The sequence below is a fragment of the Paenibacillus sp. FSL L8-0644 genome (assembly GCF_038008165.1).
GTDB lineage: Bacteria > Bacillota > Bacilli > Paenibacillales > Paenibacillaceae > Paenibacillus > Paenibacillus polymyxa_D.
In genome coordinates, this window is record NZ_JBBOYN010000001.1 from 4,014,155 (window position 1) to 4,038,105 (window position 23,951).

The window sequence follows — 23,951 nt, forward strand, 5'->3', positions numbered from 1 at the left end:
AATAATTGATCAGACGGCCTAAGCCGCCTAATCAACTAATCCGAAACACATAGAGTTTATTTTATCGTAATTATACCATCTTCGCCAGCCTTCAATACTCCAGTTTTGTTTAAAGTTACCGAAGAACCTTCAGGAAGGTTAGTAAAAATGACAGGTGAGATGATGGATTTAGCGTTTGCCTTCACGTATTCCAGGTCTACTTTCATAATAGGCTGGCCAGCTGACACAAGATCGCCTTCGTTCACCAAAACGTCAAATCCTTGACCTTTAAGCTTCACTGTATTCACCCCGATATGAACAAGCACTTCTTTACCGCCATCGGATTGGATACCAACCGCATGCTTGCTCGGGAATACATTGAATACTTTGCCGTAAACAGGGGACACAATCGTTCCATCATTTGGCACGACCGCAAAGCCGTCACCTGTCATACGTTCTGCAAATACCGGATCGGGAACCGTCGAGATATCAACCAATTCGCCGTTAACAGGCATTACAATATCTTCTACAATAATGGTTTGTTGTTCTTCTCCAGCTTCCTTCTCCTCTTGTGGAGCAGGTTGCGCCGGAGCTGGTGCAGGTGTACGTCCAGCCATGATATCAGCCATTTGAGATTTAATGGTGTCGGAACGTGTACCGAAAATTGCCTGTACATTGTTACCGACTTCAAGGACACCCGATGCGCCAAGTTGTTTCAGACGAGCTTTGTCAACGTTTGATTTCTCATTAACCTCGATCCGAAGACGTGTGATACAAGCATCCAGATGCTTGATATTCGATGAACCGCCGAAAGCTGCCAAAATGTTGTGTGGGAGCTCATCACTACTACCAGTTGCTGCGCCATCCACATTTTCTGTGGCTTCTTCACGCCCTGGTGTTTTCAAGTTGAATTTCCGTATGATGAATCGGAATCCGAAGTAATAAATAACTGCCAAAATCAGACCGACGATGATTACATACCACCAAGGCGTACGGGTTGGAATAATCCCGAAAATCAGGAAGTCAATAAATCCGCCTGAGAAGGTCATACCGATTTTGACATGTAAAATTTGCATGGTCATAAATGACAGACCTGCGAATATACAGTGTACTGCAAACAGCAGTGGAGCTACGAACAGGAAGGAAAATTCCAGTGGCTCCGTAATACCTGTCAAGAACGAAGTCAATGCTGCTGAACCCATAATACCTGCTACATATTTTTTGTGTTCTGGTCTTGCTTCATGGTACATCGCAAGCGCTGCTGCTGGCAAACCGAACATCATGAATGGGAATTTACCCACTTGGAACGTACTTGCTGTCAAAGCCACTCCGTCGCGAAGCTGGCTGAAGAAGATCTGCTGGTCACCGTGAACGGTTTGACCTGCTTTGTTAACATATTCACCAAACTCAAACCAGAACGGTGAATACCAAATGTGATGCAAACCAAATGGAATCAGCGCGCGTTCGATAACCCCGAACAGGAACGCCGACAAAGTCGGGTTGGAATACACCATAAAGTGAGATACTGCGTTAAGTCCTTGTTGAACTGGAGGCCAGATCAGAACCAGTGCTAGTCCGACAATAAGTGAGGATACCGCCGTTGCAATTGGAACGAAACGCTTACCCGCGAAAAAGCCCAGATACGAAGGAAGCTCAATTTTGAAAAAGCGGTTGTACATGGCTGCGGCCAGTATACCGATGATTATCCCGCCGAACACCCCGGTTTGAAGCGTTGGAATTCCCAACACGTTCGCATAACCCGGTATTTTTTGAGCAATCAGACCAGGTGTGACACCCACGGCTGTACCCAGAGTAATGTTCATAACGAGGTAACCGATGATGGCAGCCAAACCTGCTACACCTTCACCGCCCGCCAGACCGACGGCTACGCCGACTGCGAACAACAGTGCCAGATTATCAAAAACGATTTGTCCGGCATTCATCATGATCGTCGCAACCGATTGAACCCAGCCCGCATTTAATGCCGGAATGTACTGGAGAAAATCAGGATTGACCAGCATGTTACCGATACCCAATAAAAGCCCCGCAGCTGGCAAAATCGCTACAGGAAGCATTAATGCTTTACCGACACGCTGTAAAACGCCGAAAAGCTTTTTAAACATACCTTCCACATCCTTCTCTGAAATTTAGAACAGAGGCAAAACAACAAAAAAGGCATGAGCCGATTTAAGTATGTTTGAAAACAACCTTGGGATATAGCTTACCCCAGTAGGCTGTAAACAATCATAACTTAAAACAACTCATGCCTGATCGAATCAGTAACACGTTAAATGTTCAGTTGTTGTCTTCCTCATTGCAGAATTGATTATAGCACCCCGCTAAATGCGAGGCAATACTTTTTTATTCCGGTTTTATCACTTTTTGTTGCTCCCCCTGCTCTTTGCGTTGGGACAACCGCTGCAGATGCATTGTCAAATAACTAACCTCAGCCGGATAAACAGGTTTACGTAGCCTTTTTTCCATAATCTTCGTCAGTTTCCAGGACAGCATATACATTTCTGGATATTCTTCATTCAAAAGCTTGTCCAATCGATAAATTTCCTGCACAATCTCTCCCCGGCGCACACGTTCAATCGCAAACCTCAGATGAGTCAGCAGTCGAGAATAATCAAGGGATTGGAGAGGAATTCGATAATCCAGTGTCGTCTCGACAACCTGAACCATATCAGCAATCAGACGAGAATCCTTCCTAACCTCGGAAATATGCTGGTTTGTCATGGCGCTATAAATATGCAGGGCCACGAATCCGATTTCATCTTCTCCCAGATCTACATTCATCTTATCCCTGATTAAAGCAACAGCCTGCTCAGCCATCTTGTATTCCTGAGGATATATTTCCCTAGTCTCATACAAAAACGGATTATGAATCGTAATTCCCTGTTTATGACGGTTGATGGAAAAAGCGATATGGTCAGTTAAAGCAATCAGAATGTGCTCATTTAGAGGCTTCTTTGCTTGAAGCTGAACAAGATGAAGCACCTCACCGATGACCTCGATGAGCTTTTCATCCAGCTCAGGAAGCAACCGTTTGTATTGCTCCTGTTCTTCATGGCTTTTTAATATAAATAATTTTTCAACTGAATCCAACGGCATAAGATCGCCGGGTCTGCGATTGAAACCGATTCCTTTTCCAATCACGACAACCTCATCATGCTCGGGGTGCATTCCTATAATCACATTGTTATTCAGCGCTTTGGCCACTTTTAGGCTGCTCACATCCGCACCTCTTTTATCAGAACCTTGATCCTAAGAATTATAGCATGAAGCTCAGAGGAATCCACGTTAAAGTACCAAATATTCGGCTAAAGGTCAATAAAAAGAAAACGCTTTTCATCACATTGCCGGAAAATGCTGTGATGAAAAGCGGTCTTTTGGTTAGGGATAGAAGCTCCCAAAGACTTATCGTTATTCTTTATCTGTTAGTGCTGCCTCCACCGAGGCTGGAAGAGGCTGCTTGTTCGCTTCACCGGAGGACGGCACGGAATGAAGGCCTTTTTTCCCAGTGGTCAGCCCCTTGATTAACTGCTCCACATCAATACCAGATACACTTTTCAGCATCTCGGGCGCCGTAGCCATCAATTCGGTGACATAATTGCTGACACGCGCTGCTCCTTCTCCTTTTCCCGTATCAACTACGGTGAGTTTATCAATGGACGCAATTGGTTCGGCAATACGTCCAGCCAGATCAGGCAGCATTTTCACGATAATGTCGAGCACGGCAGCCTCTCCAAACTTCTGGAACGCCTCCGCCAGTTTTTCCTTGGCCTCCGCTTCTGCAAGTCCACGCAAACGGATGACATCTGCGTCTGCCGTACCTTTGGCGCGTTCTGCATCTGCTTCTGCTTGCCCGTTTAGACGCTTTTGTTCAGCTGACGCTTTAGCCTGGGTCTCAATCGAGTATTGCAGGGATTCGGCCTCACGCATTTTACGCGATTTATCTGCTTCCGCCGCCTGCTCGACCGCATACCGATCGGCTTCGGCCTTCTTTTTCACTTCCGCATCATATTGCTTTTCACGTACCTGTATTTCCTTGGTTTGAAGATCAATTTCCCGTTCCTTGCGCACCAGCTCGACCTTCATCTGCTCCTCGACGGCAGTCTGCTTGGCACGGGCCTCCTGGATGTGATAAGCCTGATCGGCTTCTGCCTTCGCTGTATCCTGTTCTTTTTTAAACGAAGCCACTTTCAGTTCTTTCTCTTTGGCTGCCTCGGCAATGTTGGTATCTCGCAGCAGTTCGGCCTTCTGGCCTTCCTGTTCCGCACGCGCCTTCTGAATCCGGGCATCCCGCACAGCTTCGGCTTCCGCAATCTCAGCATCCCGTTTCACAGCGGCAATTCTCGGCTTACCAAGCGCATCCAGATATCCGTGCTTATCACGCACATCTTTGATGGTGAATGAAACAATTTGCAAGCCCATTTTTTTTAGATCACGAGCAGCCACGCCCTGTACTTCCTGCGCAAACCGATCCCGATTACGATAAACTTCCTCCACTGTCATCGAGCCGAGGATTGCGCGTAAATGCCCTTCCAGCACTTCCTGAGCCTCTCCCCTAAGAGCCTCCAGTGGCTTCCCGATGAACTGTTCGGCTGCTGTAGCCACATCTTCAATAGAACTGCCGACCTTGATGATCGCCACACCATCCGCAATCACGGGAACTCCTTGCTCCGTATACACTTCCGGTGTGGTTACGTCCAGTTTATGGGATAACAGAGAGATGAATTCGGACTGCTGGAAAATAGGCCAAATGAAGGCCCCCCCGCCGCGTACAATTTTAATTTTACGTCCAGAGTCATCCTCGGAAATATTTTTATTTCCCAGAAAAGAACCGGTCACAATCATTCCTTCATCCGGCCCTACCGTTTTGTAGCGGGCCCAAAAGGCGATCCCTAATATGACAATAACGATAACAACAATCCCAGGGACCAGCACAATATCTTGCAAATTTGACACTCCCGATCACGCTCCCTTCAAGTTAAGCGAATGCGCCGTCTAGGTGTCCAGGTACGCTACGCGGACGACGCCCTCTGCGACCTCAACCACGACGATACGGGTTCCCGCAGCAAGCGGTTTGTGATCGAAGCTCGATGCTGTATGTATGGTGTTGCCTGCACCCAAGCGGATCATAACCTCCCCGTAACCAACCTCAGGAACAGGAATGGTGACCTCACCAATCCGGCCATTCAGCTCACGCATGGAGAAGCCGCTGGAAACCTCCGAATTCGTCATGGGTTTGATAAACGCAAAGAACACGAGTATTCCGATGACAAACGAAATCCCTAAAGCAAGCACGACGACCCATCCCGTGCTCAGCCCGGTATACTTTGTCAGCAGTACTCCAGCTCCGCCAAAAGCGGTCATGGCTCCAAGTAAAACGACAGGTCTGAACCAATCAAGGCCCGGCAGCTCCAATGCACCATCCAGCCAACTACCGAGTACATCCCCGATCAGCACACTGACCACGGTAAAGATAGCGCCCCCTGCCAATAGCCACCAAAATATGGTTTCCATGCGACTCCTCCTTCCATGTACCTTTTCAGTCTGGTTTCCAGTCTATAACTATGTTTACGTATTCAACCTAAAAAAGTTTCAAAATTTTCCTCCAATATCCCAAATCAAACCCAAAAAAGCACGTTCGTACGTCTAATGACGCACAAACGTGCTTTAAATGATACAAATGTCGTTTTACAGGGATGCTTTGTAAATTTCGACTACATCTTCGCGATTGAGCTTGTTAAAGCCACCAAAAGATCCGAATTTCACAGCTTTATCAGCCATAACATCGATTTTGGACGCATCAATCTCGTAATCAGCCAGACGGCTTGGTGCACCAATCGAGTTCCAGAAATCACGCAACGCCTGAATACCTTCCAGCGCCACTTCCTCATCACTCTTGCCTTCTGGGTTTACATGGAACACATTGACAGCCAGTTGTTTGAAGCGTTCAGGCTTCACATGCAGATTGTGTTTCATCCAGTTCGGGAACAGAATAGCCAGTCCTCCACCATGTGGAATATCATAAACAGCAGACACCGCATGCTCGATATTGTGAGTAGCCCAGTCACCTGTCAGCCCCATGTTCAGGAAGCCGTTCAGCGCCATCGTACCACAATACATAATTGTTTCACGCAGCTCGTAGTTTTCCAGATCGTTGACCAGACCTGGAGCCGCGTCCATTACCGTACGCAAAATCGTTTCGCACCAGCCAAGTTGGACCGGAGTATTGGATTCCAGATGGAAATAATGCTCCAGCGTGTGTGACATCATATCTACGATTCCGTAAACCGTTTGATTTTGCGGCAGTGAGTATGTGTTCACTGGATCAAGAATAGAAAACGCAGGGAACGCAAATACGCTGCCCCAGCCCAATTTTTCCTGTGTTTTTTCATTTGTAATAACAGAACCCGCATTCATTTCAGAACCAGTGGCTGCCATAGTTAAAACCGTACCTAATGGCAATGCTGCCTGTGGTGCCGCTTTACGCTCTGCAAAATCCCACATGTCGCCATCATATTTTGCACCAACAGCAATGGCTTTGGAACAATCCAGCACACTACCGCCTCCTACAGCCAGAACGAGGTCGATTTGATGTGTTTTACACAATTCCACGCCTTTATGTACTGTAGATAAGCGAGGATTCGGTTCCACACCAGCCAGTTCCGTTACCTCTGCACCGATTTCACCAAGCAAACCTATTACATTATCATACAAGCCGCTGCGCTTAATGCTGCCGCCGCCATATACAAGCAATACACGTTTACCATATTTAGGAACTTCACGCTTGAGAGCCTCCAATTGTCCTTTACCGAAGATCAATTGTGTAGGATTATAAAATTCGAATGCTTTCATCGCAAACGCTCGCCTCCAATAGTTCTAAAGTTTAATATTAAGAAACTACTCTATTATAACCTTTTCGGTTACAGGAAACAAATCTGCTTTGTTTTCAGAAAAAAACCACACTCCTTGAGGAGCATGGTTCCATGTCATATCTTGGGAGGGTTCTCGTAGTATAGTATGTGCTTCGCAAGCAATTTTATTCTCCCAAAGTATATCCCAATTGTTTCATAAAACGACCAAAGGCCTGCTGTCCGGACGGATTCCGTTTATATACTCCTGCATGCTCTAAAATTTCACTGAATTTCAGTCCAACCTCATTTTGTATGGTACGAACAGCCGTCTCCTTGTCAGGCAAACGACCGAACCGAGTGTTTAACTGGTAAATCCAGTCTGCATGCTTAAACAGCGGATGTCCTTCTTGCTGTACAGCCACAGCCAGTTTGTCATCCCCACACAAAATATCTGCAATTCCATCCAGTTCATCCTTGAGCCGCCCCGGTAATATGGCAAGTCCCATAACTTCGATCAGACCGATATTTTCCTTCTTGATGTGATGCATCTCGCGGTGAGGATGAAAAATACCTTCCGGGTACTCTTCACTCGTTCGGTTGTTGCGCAGTACGAGATCCATCTGATACCTGCCTTCGGAATCACGGCGCACAATCGGCGTCACAGTATTATGCGGAATCGTTTCCCCTTCTTGCTCTGTATGAGAGAGGACATCAGCTACAGGATCACTATAAGCTTTCCAGGCTTCAAAAGCAGCATTTCCCGCTTCCAACAGCGCCTCGGCATCTGTTGACGTAAAACGGATGACCGACATCGGCCAATTTACAATCCCTGCTGTAACCTGCGGGAACGCTTCATTATGGTATACGCCGTCCACACCCGCTTTTTCAATTGGAAATGTATGACGACCACCCTGAAAATGATCATGGGTCAGAATCGATCCGCCGACAATCGGCAGATCCGCATTGGAGCCAATAAAATAATGCGGAAACGCTTTCGTAAAGGCCAGTAATCGGCGCAGTGTATCCTTCGTGAGCTTCATCGGTACATGATTATGATGGAACACGATGCAATGCTCGTTGTAATACACATAGGGTGAATATTGAAAAAACCACGGTTCCCCATTCAATTCCACCGGAATGATACGCAAATTTTGACGGGACGGATGATTTACTCTTCCTGCATATCCAACGTTTTCACGGCATAATTGACACTTGGGATAAACAGGCGGCGGCAAAAGCTTCGCCATCGCAATTTCCTTGGGACTTTTTTCTGGCTTGGACAAATTAATCGTAATTTCCATATCTCCGTAAGATGTCGACTGATTCCAGTACACATTGCTGGCAACCCGATCCATTCGGATGTAGTTCGAATCGATAGATAATTGATAAAAAGCATCAGTCGCCGCCTCTATGCCACGTTCAGCCTCCGTTTGATGAAAGTCACGGATGACTTCAGATGGTCTCGCCATCAGTAGTCCCATAATTTTGGAATCCAGCAAATCACGATACGTATCTGTGTTTTCGGGGATAAGGCCTATGGCAAAACCATAATCTATCAATACATTAAGCACAGGCTGGAGGGCTTCAGGGGCCATAATGCCCCCTACATCCCTACCTGAATAAGGCTCGGAAAAACCAAACTGATCCAATAACAAATTACGGCTGTAATCTGTGTCTTGCGGACCGACCAAGCCCTTATTTTGTGCGAATGCAACCAGTTGCTCCACCGCATATAGAGCCGACTGCTGTACAGTTTCGTCGATGTCATGGGCCAGATGCCGGGAATGTTCCCGGCCTTGGCCTTTATCTGCAGATTGGCGCTCGCTCATATGTCATCGTCTCCCGTCTATTCGTCGCCGTAGCCGTGAGGGTGCGACTGATGCCATCCCCATGCTCCGCTAATAATATCCTCCAGTTGGGTACGCGCTGGACTCCAGCCCAACACCGAACGAGCCTTGTCAGAAGATGCAACCAATATCGCTGGATCGCCTGCGCGGCGAGGTTCTGTCACAACTGGAATCTCGAGCCCGGTGACCTTGCGTGCTGTCTCAATTACTTCTTTCACAGAGAAGCCCTGTCCGTTGCCCAGATTGAACACGTTGCTGTCATTGCCTTCGCGCAAATAATTTACTGCACGCACATGAGCATCCGCCAGATCACTTACGTGAATGTAATCCCGAACACATGTGCCGTCAAGTGTCGCATAGTCCTCACCAAACACAGCGATGTGTGGACGCTGTTTCAAGGCTGTCTGGAGCACCAATGGGATCAGATGACTTTCTGGTCGGTGATCTTCGCCGATCTTGCCGCTCTCATGCGCACCAGCCGCATTAAAATACCGTAAAGACACATATTTGATGCCTAAAACTTTATCAAACCACGACATCATGCGCTCCATCATCAGCTTTGTTTCACCATACACGTTGGTTGGCTCTGTACGGTCACCCTCTTCAATCGGCACCTTTTCCGGTTCGCCGTAGGTAGCCGCAGTAGAGGAAAATACAATTCGGCGCACTCCGGCATCTTTCATCGCCTCCAACAAGCTCAGCGTGCCAAATACATTGTTGTCGTAATATTTACCAGGATTTTGCATACTTTCTCCAACCAGCGAGTTGGCTGCAAAATGGATAACTGCATCGATACTATTTTCAGAGAACAGTTTGGACAGTAATTCTTTATCCCTCAAATCCCCTTCATACAACTTGCCCCCAAGCAACGCTGCTTTGTGCCCTGTTTGCAAATTATCCAGCACCACAACTTCTTCTCCCAGATTCAACAATTCTGCTACGGTATGTGAACCGATATATCCAGCTCCACCTGTTACTAAAATGGCCATGTTATTCGTCCTCCTTCAGTTCTTTAACTCCGTCTCCTGCCTTGCATACATAAAAGCTGGCTTCCAGCCCTGTGCGGGTCTGATAAGCTTCGCCGACTTCCTTCACAAAACGTTCAACATCGTCCTCATGAACCAACGAAACCGTACACCCTCCAAATCCAGCTCCCGTCATACGAGCACCCAACGTGCCAGGAATGCGTCGGGCTTCTTCAACCATGACGTCCAGCTCCGTGCAGCTGACCTCATACAAATCGCGTAATGAATCATGAGAAGCATTCATTAACTGACCAAAAGCTGCAAGTTCATTCGCCGCGAGAGCATCGACAGAGGCCAATACACGAGCGTTTTCCTCCACCACATGCTGTGCCCGCCGACGCACTGTTTCGTCCGTGATGTGGTGCTGAAGTTCTCCGAAACGCGTCTCATCCAGCTGAGCGAGGTATTCCAGTGACGGCTCCTGCTGCTGCAAAATGGACAGTGCTTCGGCACATTGGCTACGACGCTCGTTATAGGCCGAGTCCACCAAACCGCGACGCTTATTTGTATTGCCGATCACCAACTTATAATCTCCCGTACGGAATGGAACTTTGCGGTAATCCAACGTATCGCACATCAGTAGAATTGCATGATCAGCTGCTCCGTTCGCTACAGCGAACTGGTCCATAATGCCGCAATTGACACCAACGTAATTGTTTTCTGCTCGCTGGGACAACAAAGCGATTTCGACCGTATCTGTTTTCTGTTTTTCAATAGTGAGGAACGCGTATCCTGTAACAACCTCAATGGAGGCTGAAGAGGATAATCCAGCACCGTTCGGTATTTCTCCGTGATAGAGCAGGTCATATCCCTTAGACGGATAAACTCCCTTATCAGCTAGCTCTACCAACACGCCCACCGGATAGTCCACCCACTCATCCGTTTTGTTTTTACCTATTTCTCCGCGGGAGATAGATACTTCATACGACAGGTTTGTCGAAGCAAAATGAATCTCATCATCATTACGCGCACGAAGGATCAGCGTCGTTCCAAATTCCAGCGCAGCCGGGAGTACATAACCACCATTATAGTCGATATGCTCTCCAATCAGATTGACACGTCCAGGTGCATGAAATATCCGCAGTTCATTGCTGCTTTCACCATATTTTTTAATAAAATGTTTCTTTAATTCAGTAGAGTTCATATCCGCATCCACCTCGTATACCGTTAGTAAAGGCCACCTGATTTCCCTGTAACATCTTAATCAGGTTGACATCTCTTATGATTTCAGTATAAATGAAAGCGTCACACAATGTAATGCATCCATGTGTTTAAGCTATGGATAAATGTGACTTGGATATGTACAATGTAAGTATACCGCATACGCTAAACTATTCACAAATGCAGGAAGGATGACCCTATTTTGCAAGCGCATTCATATAGTTATGCTGTCGCCTCTAATCCAGTGTTTTATGAAAATAGCCCACTGCATGTGCTTTTTGCAGGAGAGAGCCAAACCAAATCCGGTCATGCCGTAGGGCCGAAAATCTATGATTACTATCTGCTTCACTTTGTAGAATCGGGCAAAGGCATCTTCCGAACGGAACAGCACACATATCAGCTTGAAGAAAACGATTTTTTCCTTATCCATCCTGGTCAGCTGGTGAGCTATACCTCTGATGAAGAGGAACCGTGGCGTTATCGTTGGTCTGCGTTTACTGGACACCATACTGAGCAGGTGGTGCAGGAGGCAGGGTTGCGTGTTCACCAGCCTGTCTTCCATGCTTCCGGTCAAAGTCCCATCCCCGGTTATTTGAAGCAAATGCAATTGGCCTTTTATAGCAGAAAATCTAGTTCTCATTTATCAGCCTTGGGCTATTTGTATCTGATTATGGGGGAAGCAGGCAATTACCTGAGCGACTGGACTGATCCGTCCGGGGCGGATTCGCAAATTCAACGTACAGTCAAGCAGATGGTGCAATATATGTCCACTCAGTACGCACATCCCGTTTCCATTGAGCAAATGTCTGAAGGACTTGGTTATAACCGTGCGTATTTGTCCCGGATATTCAAAAAGGAAACGGGCATCTCCCCCGTCACCTATCTGCTTAAGCTAAGAATTGACAAATCACGTCAACTGCTGCGTGAGCGTCCTGAACTATCGGTAGAGCAAGTGGCCGCTTCGGTCGGACTAACTGATGCCTTATATTTCTCACGTCAATTCAAGCGCTTCTGTGGTCAGTCTCCAACCGAGTACCGAAGCAAGGTTAAGCAGTATCCACAGTCGTAAAACAGACTTAAACAGCCCGCATCCTTCAAACGGATACGGGCTGTTAATTTATATTGTATAAGAGAACACGAAATTAGGCCGATGACTACAAATTAACTTTCGCCATTAGGCTGTGCCGCCGTCCTGTCAGTTCCCGGCATTCAGAATCGAATCAATCCGATCCAGTTCCTCCTGAGTAAAGTCCAGATTGGATAAGGTAGCAACATTTTCTTCAATTTGGCTTACACGGCTTGCCCCAATCAAGACAGAGGTCAGACGTTCGCCGCGCAGAGCCCAGGCCAGCGAGAATTGAGCCAAACTTTGCCCGCGTGCAGCAGCCATCTGATTCAGGGCGCGTACCTTGCGAAGTGTCTCTGGCGTCACATGGTTCTCATTCAGGAAAACCGATGTACTCGCTGCACGTGAATCCTCAGGAATTCCGTTCAAATATTTATTGGTCAGCAATCCCTGCGCCAGCGGGCAAAAGGCAATGCTGCCTACCCCGTTTTCGTCCAGTACATCTTGTAATCCATTCTCAATCCAGCGGTCAAGCAAGGAGTATTTCGGCTGATGAATCAGAAGCGGTGTTCCCAGTTCCTTCAGAATGCGAGCTGCTTCCGCTGTTTGCTCCGCACTATAATTGGACACACCCACATACAACGCTTTGCCAGAACGTACGATATGATCCAGTGCTCCCATCGTTTCTTCCAGCGGCGTATCAGGATCAAATCGGTGAGAGTAGAATATATCGACATAGTCCAGCCCCATCCGCTTCAGGCTCTGATCCAGACTAGATATCATATACTTGCGAGATCCCCAGTCTCCATAAGGCCCTGCCCACATATTGTAGCCCGCTTTGGTGGAGATGACCAACTCATCCCGGTACGGTTTCATATCACTGGCTAAAACTTGTCCAAAAAATTCCTCAGCTGATCCCGCAGGAGGGCCATAGTTATTAGCTAAATCAAAATGCGTAATTCCCAGATCAAAGGAGCGGGTAATCATGCTACGGCCATTCTCCGCGTTGTTAATCCCGCCAAAATTGTGCCACAAGCCCAGCGAAATAGCGGGCAGTTTTAGACCTGATCTCCCTGTACGGTTATATTTCATACTTTCATAACGATCTTCGCCAGCTAAATAAACCATGCTATCCCAGCCTCTCTCGAAACATTGTAATGTCCATCACAACATCATCATAGCGCTTTTATCCAGGCGTTGACAAGAAAACGATTACAAACCTAATTGATAAGCAAGTTTTTCCATAACTTTACCGATTGGATCAGTGATTAAAAGATCCGCCTTATGATCATACGAGGTCGGATCTGTATTCAACAGCACCGTATGTTTACCACGAAAATAAGTAATCAAGCCCGCAGCAGGATGTACTGTCAGCGACGTTCCTCCAATTAACAGCAGATCAGCCTGCGAAATAGCCTGAACGGATTGAATAAGGGTATCCTGATTCAGCTCCTCCTCATATAAAACGACATCCGGTTTGATAATTCCTCCATCTATCGGACATTTGGGTACAACCTCAGAGCTGTTCATCACTTCATCTAGACTGTAAAAGCGTCCACATTCCATACAGTGGTTGCGATGCACCGAGCCATGAAGTTCTAGTACATTCACACTACCTGCAGCCTGATGTAAACCGTCAATATTTTGGGTCACAACCGCTTTTAGACGGCCTTGTTTTTCCAATGACGCGAGGAAATGATGACAACCGTTCGGCTCCGCATCGGGATGCAGCATTTTGCTGCGATAGAAGTCGAAGAACACCTCAGGATGCTTCACAAAAAATGAACGGCTCAGCATAACCTCAGGGGAATAAGGCAATTTCTCCTCACTTTGATACAGGCCTGCTGCCGAACGAAAATCCGGAATACCGCTTTCCGTCGATGTGCCTGCTCCGCCGAAAAAAACAACATTCTGCGATTGCTGTATCCATTCCGCCAACGTATTAACTTTCATACTCTACGCACCTCCAGTTCTTCATATCCACGAACAACCTTATCCGCATCCAGTAAATGACCAGAACGTTCTGCTTCTGGCGCAAATCCAATAGCGAGCCGCACTCCGGCACGTTTGCCCATCTGCATATCCCCATTGCTGTCTCCGATGACTACCACGTCCGCCGGCGACAGTCCTAGTAACGCGCAGGCTTTTTCAGCCATTTCCGGGTCAGGCTTACCGTATGTAACCCTATCATGTCCGATAATCTCGTCAAAATAAGATGTCAGCCCCATCCACTCCAAATGCTCCTGTGCAGCCTCGGTACTGTCAGAGGTCACAACTGCCAGCTTCAACCCGGCATGGCGGCTTTGCTCAAGCAACGTCCGCAATCCTGGAAACACCTTCGCTGCCCGATGTCGCCGAATATCAGCCATCGCCGTTTTATTAAAGTCGCGGACAAGCCGCACAGCCTCATTCCACGGTACACCAGCAGTATAAAGCTGCCAAGCCAGTACCCCTGTACTTTCGTCCACCGTCCCCATGGCCAGCGGGCCAGAAGGATCGTAACCGATCACACGCCCCTCCTGATCGTGAACAGTACCTAGAACGGTACCTTTTTCCACCGTAAAACCGGCACCCGCCACGGCAAGATGCTGCTCCATCATATCCAGTATAGAACGAGCCCAGGGGCCCCACAACTGAATAAAATCCAGCAACGTTCCATCTTTATCCAATAAAATACCACGGCATGGGTACCGCTCCCCCTGCACGATCAGCTCAGACATGCAGCATACCTCCTTTACTGATTCTTAGGAGCCACATCCACACTTTCTTTCATCCAGTCCTGTAAAGCCGTTACCGTCTGATTCCATTGCTCGACAGCGCTAATTTTTGCAGGATTATCCCCTTTTTGGGCACCATAACTGCCGAATTGAGCATGATTACCCCCTTCGACTGTAAAATACAGCGTGTTGGCTGGTAAATAAGTTCTACCACTTTGGACATTTTCCATCTGGACGACTCCATCATCACTTCCCAGTAGAGAAATAACAGGCAGATTTTTATCCTTTAAATTTCCTTTGTTATCCGGGTAGGAGGCAAGGAAAAATACACCTTTGACCTGATCAGGATGCGCAGCTGCATATCGGGCCGCCATCACTCCACCTAACGAATGGCCTCCAATAAAAAACGCTTCTTTCGGATATGCCTTTAGCACTTCATTCGCTAGATCCGGGGAGATCAATGCAAGGTTGAGTGGCATTTTTGCAATAATCACATGATGACCCTTTTCCGCCAGACGGCGTGCCAAAGGCGCATAGCTTTCGGGCTTCACCAACGCCCCTGGATACAAAATGACTCCAGCTCCGCTTCTTTTTACAGGCTCAAAACCAACCCAATGTTCTTGTTCATTTACTTTCACAGCATCCGCTACTTCGGCTAATGCAGCCGCCGCCGTCTCGTCAGGCTGATAAGGCGTAAATACCTTCCATGCTCCCCACCCTGCTATCAGTGCAATAATAATCAGGATGCCTAAGAGAACTTTCCATATTCTCCGAGGACCACGTGTCCCATATGAATTGTATGATCTTCTTGTTCTTCTTCTCATTGTAAAAGTTCCTTTCGCCTTTCGTACCTCGTAATTCGTAATTTGAATATAAAATGTGCCGCTGTATTCTCAGCGTAACTATAGCCTTGTTAGGGTAACATCGTTGCACACACAGGGTCAAATCAGCATACATTTCCAGGTATTAGCCCGTCTTTGTCTGGTGTTCAAGCTTTCGCCACACAATAAGGTTATGATAACGCTTACTATTGTGAATAAAATCACAATGATAAAGTCCAGAGTATCGTACCTTGTTCCTTGTAAAGAATTATTTTTTAAATAGTTTATTCGGCAGAAGCCGCTCGGAGGGAAACACATGACGACAAGCCATGATGTACAAGGGGAAAGCTTCTTTCTCAATTTGCGATTTCTGTTGATCATATGCGTATTTGCAGGAAATGCTCTGGAACCTCTAGTCGGTTCATTTCATATTGCTCAACAATGGTTCAGCTGGATATTCATGTTTCATATGCCGTTGTTTGTACTCGTTACAGGCTACTTTGCCCAAACATCTTTGACCGGATCTGCAGGCCGAAAAGTTCTGCTTCAGATCGGTATGCAATATCTTATTTTTCAATCGCTCTATTCGATCTTGGATGTTGCGCTCTTCCACGTTCCCCATATCCATCATTCGTTCTTTGCTCCTTATTTGCTACTCTGGTTCCTTGCCAGCCATATCTGTTGGAGACTGCTAATGCTGTCTTTTCAGAAAATACCACCTGTCCTCCAATTGGGTATATCCGTGCTGCTCGGTATCCTCGTCGGGTATCTCCCTGTGGATGGTATATGGCTGAGCGTATGCAGAACCTTTGTTTATTTGCCTTACTTTGTAGCAGGTTATCATTTGAATTATGCGGACGTTCGGCGGTTCTTCACAGCTCCAGTCCGCATAATCGCTGGCTTTATATCTCTTCTGCTTATGGTACTGGCGGGAACGTCGTATTTCGACATCCCGGCAGGCTGGCTGTATGGCAATATGACTTACGGTGAATTGGGCCATACCGAATGGTACGCAGGAATTTACCGCATCGGCATTTATGGAGTTCAATGGATAGCATCCATGGCGTTCCTAAGCTTTGTTCCAGCTGTCACAGGACGTATAACCGAGATGGGAAGACGGACACTATATGTCTTCTTACTGCATGGCTTGATCGTCCGTACCGTCGTTGCGAAGGGAGTCTACGAATATATAGACACTCCAGTGGAAGTCATGTTGATTGTAGTGTGTGCTGCTGGTCTGTGCTGTATGTTGACCATGCCTTGGGTTCGAACTGCAACACGACCTCTGATTGAGCCACAGGTAGAGTGGATGCTAAAGCCAGCTCCTTATCCCTTTAGACGGTCCGCGTAATTTTTTTATCCATTTTTTATTTAACATTGAACACGCCACAACCCACTTACAGACCAACATGTAAGCGAGTCTACCCCCTCTTTACTCCACTTGGAGCCTGTTTCATACAGGCGTGACGTGGTAAGTAAAGGATGCGCGCAACAAAAAACAACTTTTTTATTAAGGAGTGATTTGTAATGGCACGTAATCAAAATCAGGGGAAAATGAGTCGCGAAGAGGCAGGTCGTATGGGTGGAGAGGCTACTTCCAAGAAGCACAATAAGGAATTTTATCAGGAGATTGGTAAAAAAGGCGGGGAAGCAACCGCAAACTCTCACGATAAAGAATTTTATCAGGAAATCGGCAAAAAGGGCGGCGATGCTACAGCTGAGTCGCATGACAAAGATTTCTACAGAGACATCGGTCGTAAAGGCGGCAGAAATTAAGGTGTAATGTCCTCTTCCGCCCTCCTTTAACATAAAAACAAGCTTGAGCCCATCCGCTTTATTGCGGAATGGGCCCTTTCATATTTTACCTGATACGCAAACCTATCAGTTTAGATATTTCTAATAGATTCAAATTAAAACCTCTTCTAAATGCAATATATAGAGAAATAAAACTGCTCATGTCTATATATTGTTGATTACAGAACACTTCTTGTATTTTCTCAATATCTTCATATATGTAGAAAAAAGCTCACATCTATGATAGACTCTTTAGAAAACATCTGCGCTATCACGGCGTCCATTGAACGCCATACTATTTTTATACTTTGGGGGGAAACCAGCATCATGACAGCTAAGACGAAAATGCGTTCCGATATGATTAAAAAAGGCTTTGATCGCGCTCCTCACCGCAGCTTGCTGCGCGCAGCGGGTGTCAAGGAAGAAGATTTTGACAAACCGTTTATTGCGGTATGTAACTCGTATATTGATATCGTACCGGGCCACGTTCATTTGCAGGAATTTGGCAAAATTGTCAAGCAAGCCATTCGTGACGCAGGCGGTGTACCTTTCGAGTTTAACACCATCGGTGTAGACGACGGCATTGCCATGGGCCACATCGGTATGCGTTATTCTCTGCCCAGTCGCGAAATTATAGCTGACTCTCTGGAAACTGTCGTGTCCGCTCACTGGTTTGACGGCATGGTTTGTATTCCTAACTGTGATAAAATTACCCCTGGCATGATGATGGGCGCATTGCGCGTTAACATTCCAACTATTTTCGTCAGCGGCGGCCCTATGAAAGCTGGTAAAGACAAGAACGGACGCTCTATTTCCCTGACCTCCGTCTTCGAAGGCGTAGGTGCATATCAGGCTGGTAAAATCGATGATCAAAGCTTGCTTGAATTAGAACAATATGGCTGTCCGACATGTGGCTCCTGTTCAGGGATGTTCACAGCGAATTCCATGAACTGTCTCGCAGAAGCGATGGGTCTGGCTATGCCGGGTAACGGCACCATTCTTGCAGTAGCAGAAGAACGTAAAGAATTCGTTAAACAATCTGCACGCCAATTGATGGAATTGATTAAGCTGGATCTTAAACCACGTGATATCGTGACTAAAGAAGCTATTGATAATGCATTTGCATTGGATATGGCAATGGGCGGTTCCACGAATACAGTATTGCATACATTGGCACTTGCCCATGAAGCAGAAGTTGACTACCCTATCGAACGTATTAATGAAGTCGCAAACCGCGTACCTCATTTGTCCAAATTGGCACCTGCTTCCGACTATCATATTGAGGATGTTCATAATGCAGGCGGCGTAAGCGCAGTGTTGAATGAATTGTTGAAGAAACCGGGCGCACTGCATGGAGACTGTATTACTGTAACCGGAAAAACCATTCGTGAAAACGTAGAGGGTCAGGAAATTCTGGACACTAACGTCATCCACAAACTGGACAACCCTTATTCCGAACGCGGCGGTCTGGCTGTATTATTCGGTAATCTGGCACCGCAAGGCTCCATCATTAAAGTCGGTGCAGTTGATGCTTCGGTTGGTGGCTATCACAAGGGTCCTGCTATCTGCTTTGATTCACAGGAAGATGCACTGGCAGGTATCGCCAACGGTAAAATTAATGAAGGACACGTTGTTGTTATTCGTTATGAAGGTCCAAAGGGCGGACCTGGTATGCCTGAAATGCTCGCTCCAACTTCACAAATCGTGGGCATGGGGCTTGGTGCCAAGGTGGGTCTGATTACAGACGGGCGTTTCTCAGGTGCTTCCCGTGGTATCTCCATCGGTCATATTTCCCCCGAAGCTGCAGAAGGCGGACCTATCGCTTTTGTTGAGGACGGCGATATCATCGAGCTGGACTTGAACAATCGTAAGATTGAGCTCCAGATTACGGACGAAGAATTCGAACGTCGTCGCGCCAACTGGAAAGGCTTTGAGCCGAAGGTGAAAACGGGTTACCTGGCGCGTTATTCCAAGCTGGTGACGAACGCAAGTAACGGCGGAATTATGAAAATCTAAATGCTTTGCTAAGATAGGACTACTTTATGAACGGCTAAAAAGCCTCTCGATCCCTAACAAAGGATCGAGAGGCTTTTTTATTAGGTCATCAGGGTTAGCCTATTCAGTCAGCTCGCTGTTGAGTGCATGGACATCATCTCTCTGAGCTGTTTGCTCAAGAGCTTCGTTTGAGCGGTGTGAGTCTCCCTGATGAAAACGTTCAAACAAGGTATCCAGTGGCATCACAATTATTTTCGGTACCATTACATCTTTTTTTTCATTCAATTTCTCTAAGCCCGAAGGATGGATAACACGAAATAACAGCTTAAGATATACAGTGGACACATGCTTAAACAATCCTTTGGGAAGCTCTCGAACTTGAAATCCCAACTTCTCTGGTCCCCGATGAATCATACTTACTGCATAGATCGCCTTTACACCCTTCATTTCAGAATCATGTACAATGCGTTGGGTCAGATCAGGAAGTTGTTTTTTTACAATCCGAATTAATTGAATAGCTAGATGTACCATCGACTTTGCCGTCGAACCCAATTGGAACAACTTTTTATTATCAAAATGAAGTTCGATTACCGGGTCCCCTTTTTTTAGCCACCTGCTGTTCTCCATATTTACATTTGGCCCATGATAGATACGGCGACGATAATAAAAGATCGTATCCTCCTGACTTACGGGACGAAGACGAAACAAAACATGAAATAGACGCTCATACTGAAGCCATCCAAATACCAGCGTTCTTTTATACCAACCCGTACTGGACATCTCGGAGGCAGTAGGTTGATTGACAGACTGACGGCAAAACAATGTATCCACCCGCACGCTGCGTAATTGTCGTTCTTGGGCGACCCTCAGTAGCTTCTCCAGTGCGATTAGCATATTCTGTGGCGCTTCCGCGTCTGCCCCCAATGTCGTACCACAGTCATGGAGCAGCATCACCTCGCCACCCCTTAGCTTTTTAAGCATTCTCTCTGCCAATTGTTTAGCTCCAATGCTTGCCTTCCAGTCCCCGAACATGGAAGACCATAATACGATTCGACGACCATTGGTGTTGGAAATATCAAAGAAGTTCACTATCCCCCAAGGTGGGCGATAAAAGGTCGTTCCCTCGCCAGTTACTCGACGAATGACTGACTCTGTCTGGGCAATTTGTCTTCTAACAGTAACAGGCCGCATAAGCCAATTCGATTTGTGCACATAATTATGAATACCAATTAGATGACCTTCATCATGCATGCGTTTCAGAAGCTCAGGGTGTTTTTCTGCATTTATCCCAACAACAAAAAAAGTAGCTTTGGCATCAAAACACTTCAGTAAATCAAGCAGCTGCGATGTATACACTGGATCAGGGCCATCATCAAAGGTGAGCGCATATTCTTGTTCACTTTTGCCGCGCCTGAACACCCGGAAACCAAATATACGACTAACCAGCGCCGGAATAAAAGCATAAAAAGTTGAAATGTAAAACATCCATAACAGCAAAGTCTGCACGTTTTATCCCCACTTTTCTATTCTGAACTCCCCAAGCAGGCTTCCTGAGGAAAACTCACTTACTTATATGTTATCACAATGATGTAAACATGCCGAGATTTCGCTACTTCATATGGTCAGCATTGAGGTCCAATTTAGTGTACAATAAATAAAAATCTAAAAGGAGTCGTTGTATCCATATGCTTCCATTGTACAAAAAATATTGGCGTACCGTTTTTGATATCGGTTTGATCGTATTAACCGTGTATTTAATTATGTTCGTATCCAGCAAACTGTATCAACTTGCCGCACCTGTGTTCCTTTCGTTCGTCGTGTTCTGGTGCATTGAACCTGCTGCCCGTTATTTTCATCGAAAAGGAATGAAAAAACCTTTTGCCTCCGCACTCTCCGTATTGCTGTTTATTATCCTTTTACTTGCTATTTTTTTCGGATTGGGTCTGATTCTGGTTACGCAATTTACGAAAGTCGCGCAAAACCTCCCACAGTATACTCAGATTATCCAAGCGGAATTCACGCGGTATCTTCATCTTTCTCAAGATAAAATCGCTGCTTTACCTCCGGGTGTTACCGAACGTGTGAATGAATATTTTGCGACTGCCACCACCATTGCTACGAAATGGGCACAGCTAGGCTTATCCTTTTTCATACAGTTCCTCAGTTCTTTCACTGTTTTTATGGGCAACTTTGCCATTGCAATCATTTTAGCGTTCTTTTTAAGTATGGAAATTAATCTTTGGAAGAGCATTGCCCGTAGTAAAACACCCAAGACACTAAAAACTGCTTATCTTTTTCTGAAAAACCACGTACTTAAAGCTATCTCCGCTTTTCTCAAGGCTCAAGCTCTACTGGTAGGGATTACCTTTGTTCTCGTATTTATAGGTTTACTCATTTTGCAAGTGGATAATGCCCTCTCATTGGCGCTCGTGGCAGCTTTGTTTGATATCCTGCCCTTGTTGGGTGTGCCTGTTATTTTTATTCCGTGGGCAGTGTATCTGTTCATCACAGGCAATACCGGCCTGGCTGTAGGCCTGCTTATTGTCATGGCTGTCACGGTGATCGTCCGCCAGCTGGCAGAGCCTAAAATCACTGGTAATTCCATCGGTGTTTCATCTGCCTATCTGATGCTTTCCTTTGCCATTATATCGTTGTCCATCTTTGGACTAGCCGGCTTAATTCTGTCACCCATTCTGATCATTTTGCTCAAGGAATTGTGGCAGCAAGGCTATCTGCAGCAATGGATTCGGTTTCCGACAGAGGAATTTGACGAGCCTCCGTTTATCGTTAAAATACAGGAGGAGGATCGTGAAGCTACTCGTGGTACTCAAGAGGATTGAGCTAACAGATCCATCACTTGACCAAACAGTGCTGTAGCTTGATTTGTAGAATCTGTTAAAGCATTTTGCACAAGGACGGCGACCGCATAACGAGGCCGCTCTATCGGACCATAACCTATAAACCACTGGTGATTTATAGGTTGACCGTTCTTCAAAGCTTGGGCCGTACCTGATTTGCCGGCCAGATTCCATGATTTATTACGCAACGAGGCACCAGTCCCCTGTGTCACAACCTTTTCCATTGCTTCACGAAGCGTGCGAGCCGTCGATGTATGAATCAAGCGGCTACCCTCAGGTGAAGGTGCAGCGTGAGTAGGTAGTTCCAGTAAGGTGCTACCATCTGCATAACTGATGCGTTTGACGACGCGTGGTGCATGTACTTGACCATCATGCAGCAAGGTAACGATGAGATTGGCAGCTTGGAGAGGCGTCACCAGCACATCACGTTGGCCGATAGCTGTCTGTACACGTACGCCCGGATCAGACGCGTTCGTATGGGGGCCGAATACGGCTCCCTTTTCTTCGTGATCCAGCGGTCTGAATTGAGGTAGTCCTGCAAGATTCCTCTCCTGCCAGCCCACAGTTCGGCCCAATCCCAGTGCAGAGGCTGTGGCCTGAATTTGCTCAGGATTAAGCCGTTCACCGAGATGAGCGAACACACTATTACAGGATACGGCAAGCCCTTCCTCCAGGTTCAGGGTACCGTGTCCTTCTTTTTTCCAGCAAGCCAAACCGTACTTGCCATAAGTTCCATGACAATGGAATTGTTCCTGCGGTTGGACAACACCTGATTCAAGTGCAGCAGCAGCCGTAACCAACTTAAAAATGGAACCAGGCGTTATCGCCTTAAGTGCACGATTAGACCAGTCTGTTTTTTTCTGGGGATCAACATGACCGGGATTATAAAAAGGGCGAGACACCATCGCCAGTACATCCGCGTTGCCTGCATCGAGCACTACCACCGCCCCTTCTGCCAAATGACTAGATTCCGTCAGCTTTTCAATCTGTTCCTGTATAGGTAGATCAATTGTAGTCTGTACCTGTAATGGATAGTGACCATTGGATGGAGCACTGACACGCAGCGGTACATGAGCCAATGGACGACGCTGCGCATCTACAAATCGGGAGACGAACGTTTCACCGACGCCGCTCAGTAGCGGCTCCAGCGTTCTTTCCAGCCCGGCTGCCCCCATCGGCAGTTCACTCGCTCGGTCGGCACGTTCATACAAAAAGCCAAGCCATTGCCTGCCATTGGGCAAATCCCTGTAACGTTTCGCATAAGGTACAAGCTCAATAAGCGAAGGGGCTAACTTCAGCAGCTTGCCTGCTTCATGCGGATTGATTTGTACGGGCTCTCCGCGCCCATCTCGCCATATGAGCGGGGATTGCAGCCTTTTCCATCGTGTCAGTAGTTGCTTCTTATTCGTACGCAGTAGCTCGGCCAGTTCTTCGCCATGTAAAGCCGCTTTGCCATCTACATCGGGAAAAAGTACTGGCGTCCATACTACTCCGCCAGTCAAGGGTCGCCCATGCCGGTCCGTAAACTGTCCACGTCCAGAGTCGATAGAAATGCCCTCCTGTCGCTGACGTGCTGACATTTCCTTAAGCGAATGCCCCCCATAAACGGACATATGAATGCCCGCTGTCCCCTGAAGCCAAGCCAGTCGGAATAATAAAATCAGCAGTAGCGCCATCACCCCCAAGGCCATATATGCAATTCGACGTTTTCGTATGAAACTGCTACCACGCCTCGGCACACCCATCCTTCTTTCATCTTTTTTCCAGTAGTATGTCCTGTAGTTGAAAAAGAAAACCCACTCAACTTTTAACGTTGAATGGG

At 46.8% G+C, this 23,951-nt stretch carries 19 protein-coding genes; 5 read left to right on the forward strand and 14 right to left on the reverse strand.

Going from position 1 to position 23,951, the window contains the following annotated elements:
• Window positions 1–56 precede the first annotated feature (56 nt).
• The 8 genes from ptsG to NSS94_RS18210 form a co-directional block, all read right to left on the reverse strand.
• Window positions 57–2,102 carry a glucose-specific PTS transporter subunit IIBC gene (gene ptsG, locus NSS94_RS18175; protein ID WP_029515703.1) on the reverse strand — a complete coding sequence of 682 codons (2,046 nt, stop codon included), beginning with the start codon at window positions 2,100–2,102 and terminating at the stop codon, window positions 57–59.
• A 238-nt stretch (window positions 2,103–2,340) separates the two neighbouring features.
• Complete coding sequence (glcT, locus tag NSS94_RS18180) at window positions 2,341–3,216, reverse strand: glucose PTS transporter transcription antiterminator GlcT (protein ID WP_029515704.1); 876 nt, start codon at window positions 3,214–3,216, stop codon at window positions 2,341–2,343.
• A 189-nt stretch (window positions 3,217–3,405) separates the two neighbouring features.
• Window positions 3,406–4,941, reverse strand: coding sequence for a flotillin family protein (locus tag NSS94_RS18185; RefSeq protein WP_134904679.1), 1,536 nt, complete (start codon window positions 4,939–4,941; stop codon window positions 3,406–3,408).
• 48 nt (window positions 4,942–4,989) lie between these two features.
• Window positions 4,990–5,508: a protease gene (locus tag NSS94_RS18190; protein ID WP_341039854.1), complete on the reverse strand. Its 519-nt coding sequence runs from the start codon at window positions 5,506–5,508 to the stop codon at window positions 4,990–4,992.
• A 174-nt stretch (window positions 5,509–5,682) separates the two neighbouring features.
• Window positions 5,683–6,846 carry an iron-containing alcohol dehydrogenase gene (locus NSS94_RS18195; RefSeq protein WP_069012479.1) on the reverse strand — a complete coding sequence of 388 codons (1,164 nt, stop codon included), beginning with the start codon at window positions 6,844–6,846 and terminating at the stop codon, window positions 5,683–5,685.
• A 184-nt stretch (window positions 6,847–7,030) separates the two neighbouring features.
• Window positions 7,031–8,674, reverse strand: coding sequence for a UDP-glucose--hexose-1-phosphate uridylyltransferase (locus tag NSS94_RS18200; RefSeq protein ID WP_029515708.1), 1,644 nt, complete (start codon window positions 8,672–8,674; stop codon window positions 7,031–7,033).
• Between the two features lie 17 nt (window positions 8,675–8,691).
• Window positions 8,692–9,681, reverse strand: coding sequence for a UDP-glucose 4-epimerase GalE (galE, locus tag NSS94_RS18205; protein ID WP_341039856.1), 990 nt, complete (start codon window positions 9,679–9,681; stop codon window positions 8,692–8,694).
• 1 nt (window position 9,682) lies between these two features.
• Window positions 9,683–10,861, reverse strand: coding sequence for a galactokinase (locus NSS94_RS18210; RefSeq protein ID WP_029515710.1), 1,179 nt, complete (start codon window positions 10,859–10,861; stop codon window positions 9,683–9,685).
• A 219-nt stretch (window positions 10,862–11,080) separates the two neighbouring features.
• Between NSS94_RS18210 and NSS94_RS18215 the strand changes: the two genes are divergently transcribed.
• The gene (locus NSS94_RS18215; RefSeq protein WP_341039859.1) at window positions 11,081–11,947 is read left to right on the forward strand and encodes an AraC family transcriptional regulator; all 867 of its coding nucleotides are present in this window, start codon (window positions 11,081–11,083) and stop codon (window positions 11,945–11,947) included.
• A gap of 126 nt (window positions 11,948–12,073) precedes the next feature.
• On the opposite strand, the gene mgrA is transcribed toward NSS94_RS18215, so the two are convergent.
• From mgrA to NSS94_RS18235, 4 genes are all read right to left on the reverse strand, one after another.
• On the reverse strand, window positions 12,074–13,072 hold the full coding sequence (gene mgrA, locus NSS94_RS18220) for an L-glyceraldehyde 3-phosphate reductase (protein WP_340956533.1): 999 nt from the start codon (window positions 13,070–13,072) through the stop codon (window positions 12,074–12,076).
• A gap of 84 nt (window positions 13,073–13,156) precedes the next feature.
• A complete protein-coding gene (locus NSS94_RS18225) occupies window positions 13,157–13,897 on the reverse strand; it encodes an NAD-dependent protein deacylase (RefSeq protein WP_341039861.1) in 741 nt (246 codons plus the stop codon).
• The gene (locus NSS94_RS18230; RefSeq protein ID WP_039272874.1) at window positions 13,894–14,664 is read right to left on the reverse strand and encodes an HAD family hydrolase; all 771 of its coding nucleotides are present in this window, start codon (window positions 14,662–14,664) and stop codon (window positions 13,894–13,896) included. The genes NSS94_RS18225 and NSS94_RS18230 overlap by 4 nt, the downstream gene beginning before the upstream one ends.
• 14 nt (window positions 14,665–14,678) lie before the next feature.
• Window positions 14,679–15,485 (reverse strand): alpha/beta fold hydrolase, encoded by an 807-nt coding sequence (locus tag NSS94_RS18235; RefSeq protein ID WP_341039863.1) that lies wholly within the window; start codon window positions 15,483–15,485, stop codon window positions 14,679–14,681.
• A 313-nt stretch (window positions 15,486–15,798) separates the two neighbouring features.
• Between NSS94_RS18235 and NSS94_RS18240 the strand changes: the two genes are divergently transcribed.
• From NSS94_RS18240 to ilvD, 3 genes are all read left to right on the forward strand, one after another.
• Window positions 15,799–16,833 (forward strand): acyltransferase family protein, encoded by a 1,035-nt coding sequence (locus NSS94_RS18240; RefSeq protein WP_039272871.1) that lies wholly within the window; start codon window positions 15,799–15,801, stop codon window positions 16,831–16,833.
• A gap of 176 nt (window positions 16,834–17,009) precedes the next feature.
• Window positions 17,010–17,258 (forward strand): KGG domain-containing protein, encoded by a 249-nt coding sequence (locus NSS94_RS18245; protein ID WP_165149659.1) that lies wholly within the window; start codon window positions 17,010–17,012, stop codon window positions 17,256–17,258.
• Window positions 17,259–17,603: 345 nt separating this feature from the next.
• Complete coding sequence (gene ilvD / locus NSS94_RS18250; protein ID WP_341039864.1) at window positions 17,604–19,292, forward strand: dihydroxy-acid dehydratase; 1,689 nt, start codon at window positions 17,604–17,606, stop codon at window positions 19,290–19,292.
• Window positions 19,293–19,391: 99 nt separating this feature from the next.
• Here ilvD and NSS94_RS18255 read toward each other — a convergent pair whose 3' ends face one another.
• Window positions 19,392–20,777, reverse strand: coding sequence for a polysaccharide deacetylase family protein (locus tag NSS94_RS18255; protein WP_069012475.1), 1,386 nt, complete (start codon window positions 20,775–20,777; stop codon window positions 19,392–19,394).
• A gap of 179 nt (window positions 20,778–20,956) precedes the next feature.
• Here NSS94_RS18255 and NSS94_RS18260 point away from each other — a divergent pair, with 179 nt between their 5' ends.
• Entirely contained in the window at window positions 20,957–22,111 is a 1,155-nt protein-coding gene (locus tag NSS94_RS18260) for an AI-2E family transporter (RefSeq protein ID WP_069012474.1), read from the forward strand.
• On the opposite strand, the gene NSS94_RS18265 is transcribed toward NSS94_RS18260, so the two are convergent.
• Window positions 22,099–23,874, reverse strand: a complete 1,776-nt coding sequence (locus NSS94_RS18265) for a peptidoglycan D,D-transpeptidase FtsI family protein (protein WP_341039865.1) — start codon at window positions 23,872–23,874, stop codon at window positions 22,099–22,101. The genes NSS94_RS18260 and NSS94_RS18265 overlap by 13 nt on opposite strands.
• Window positions 23,875–23,951: the final 77 nt, after the last annotated feature.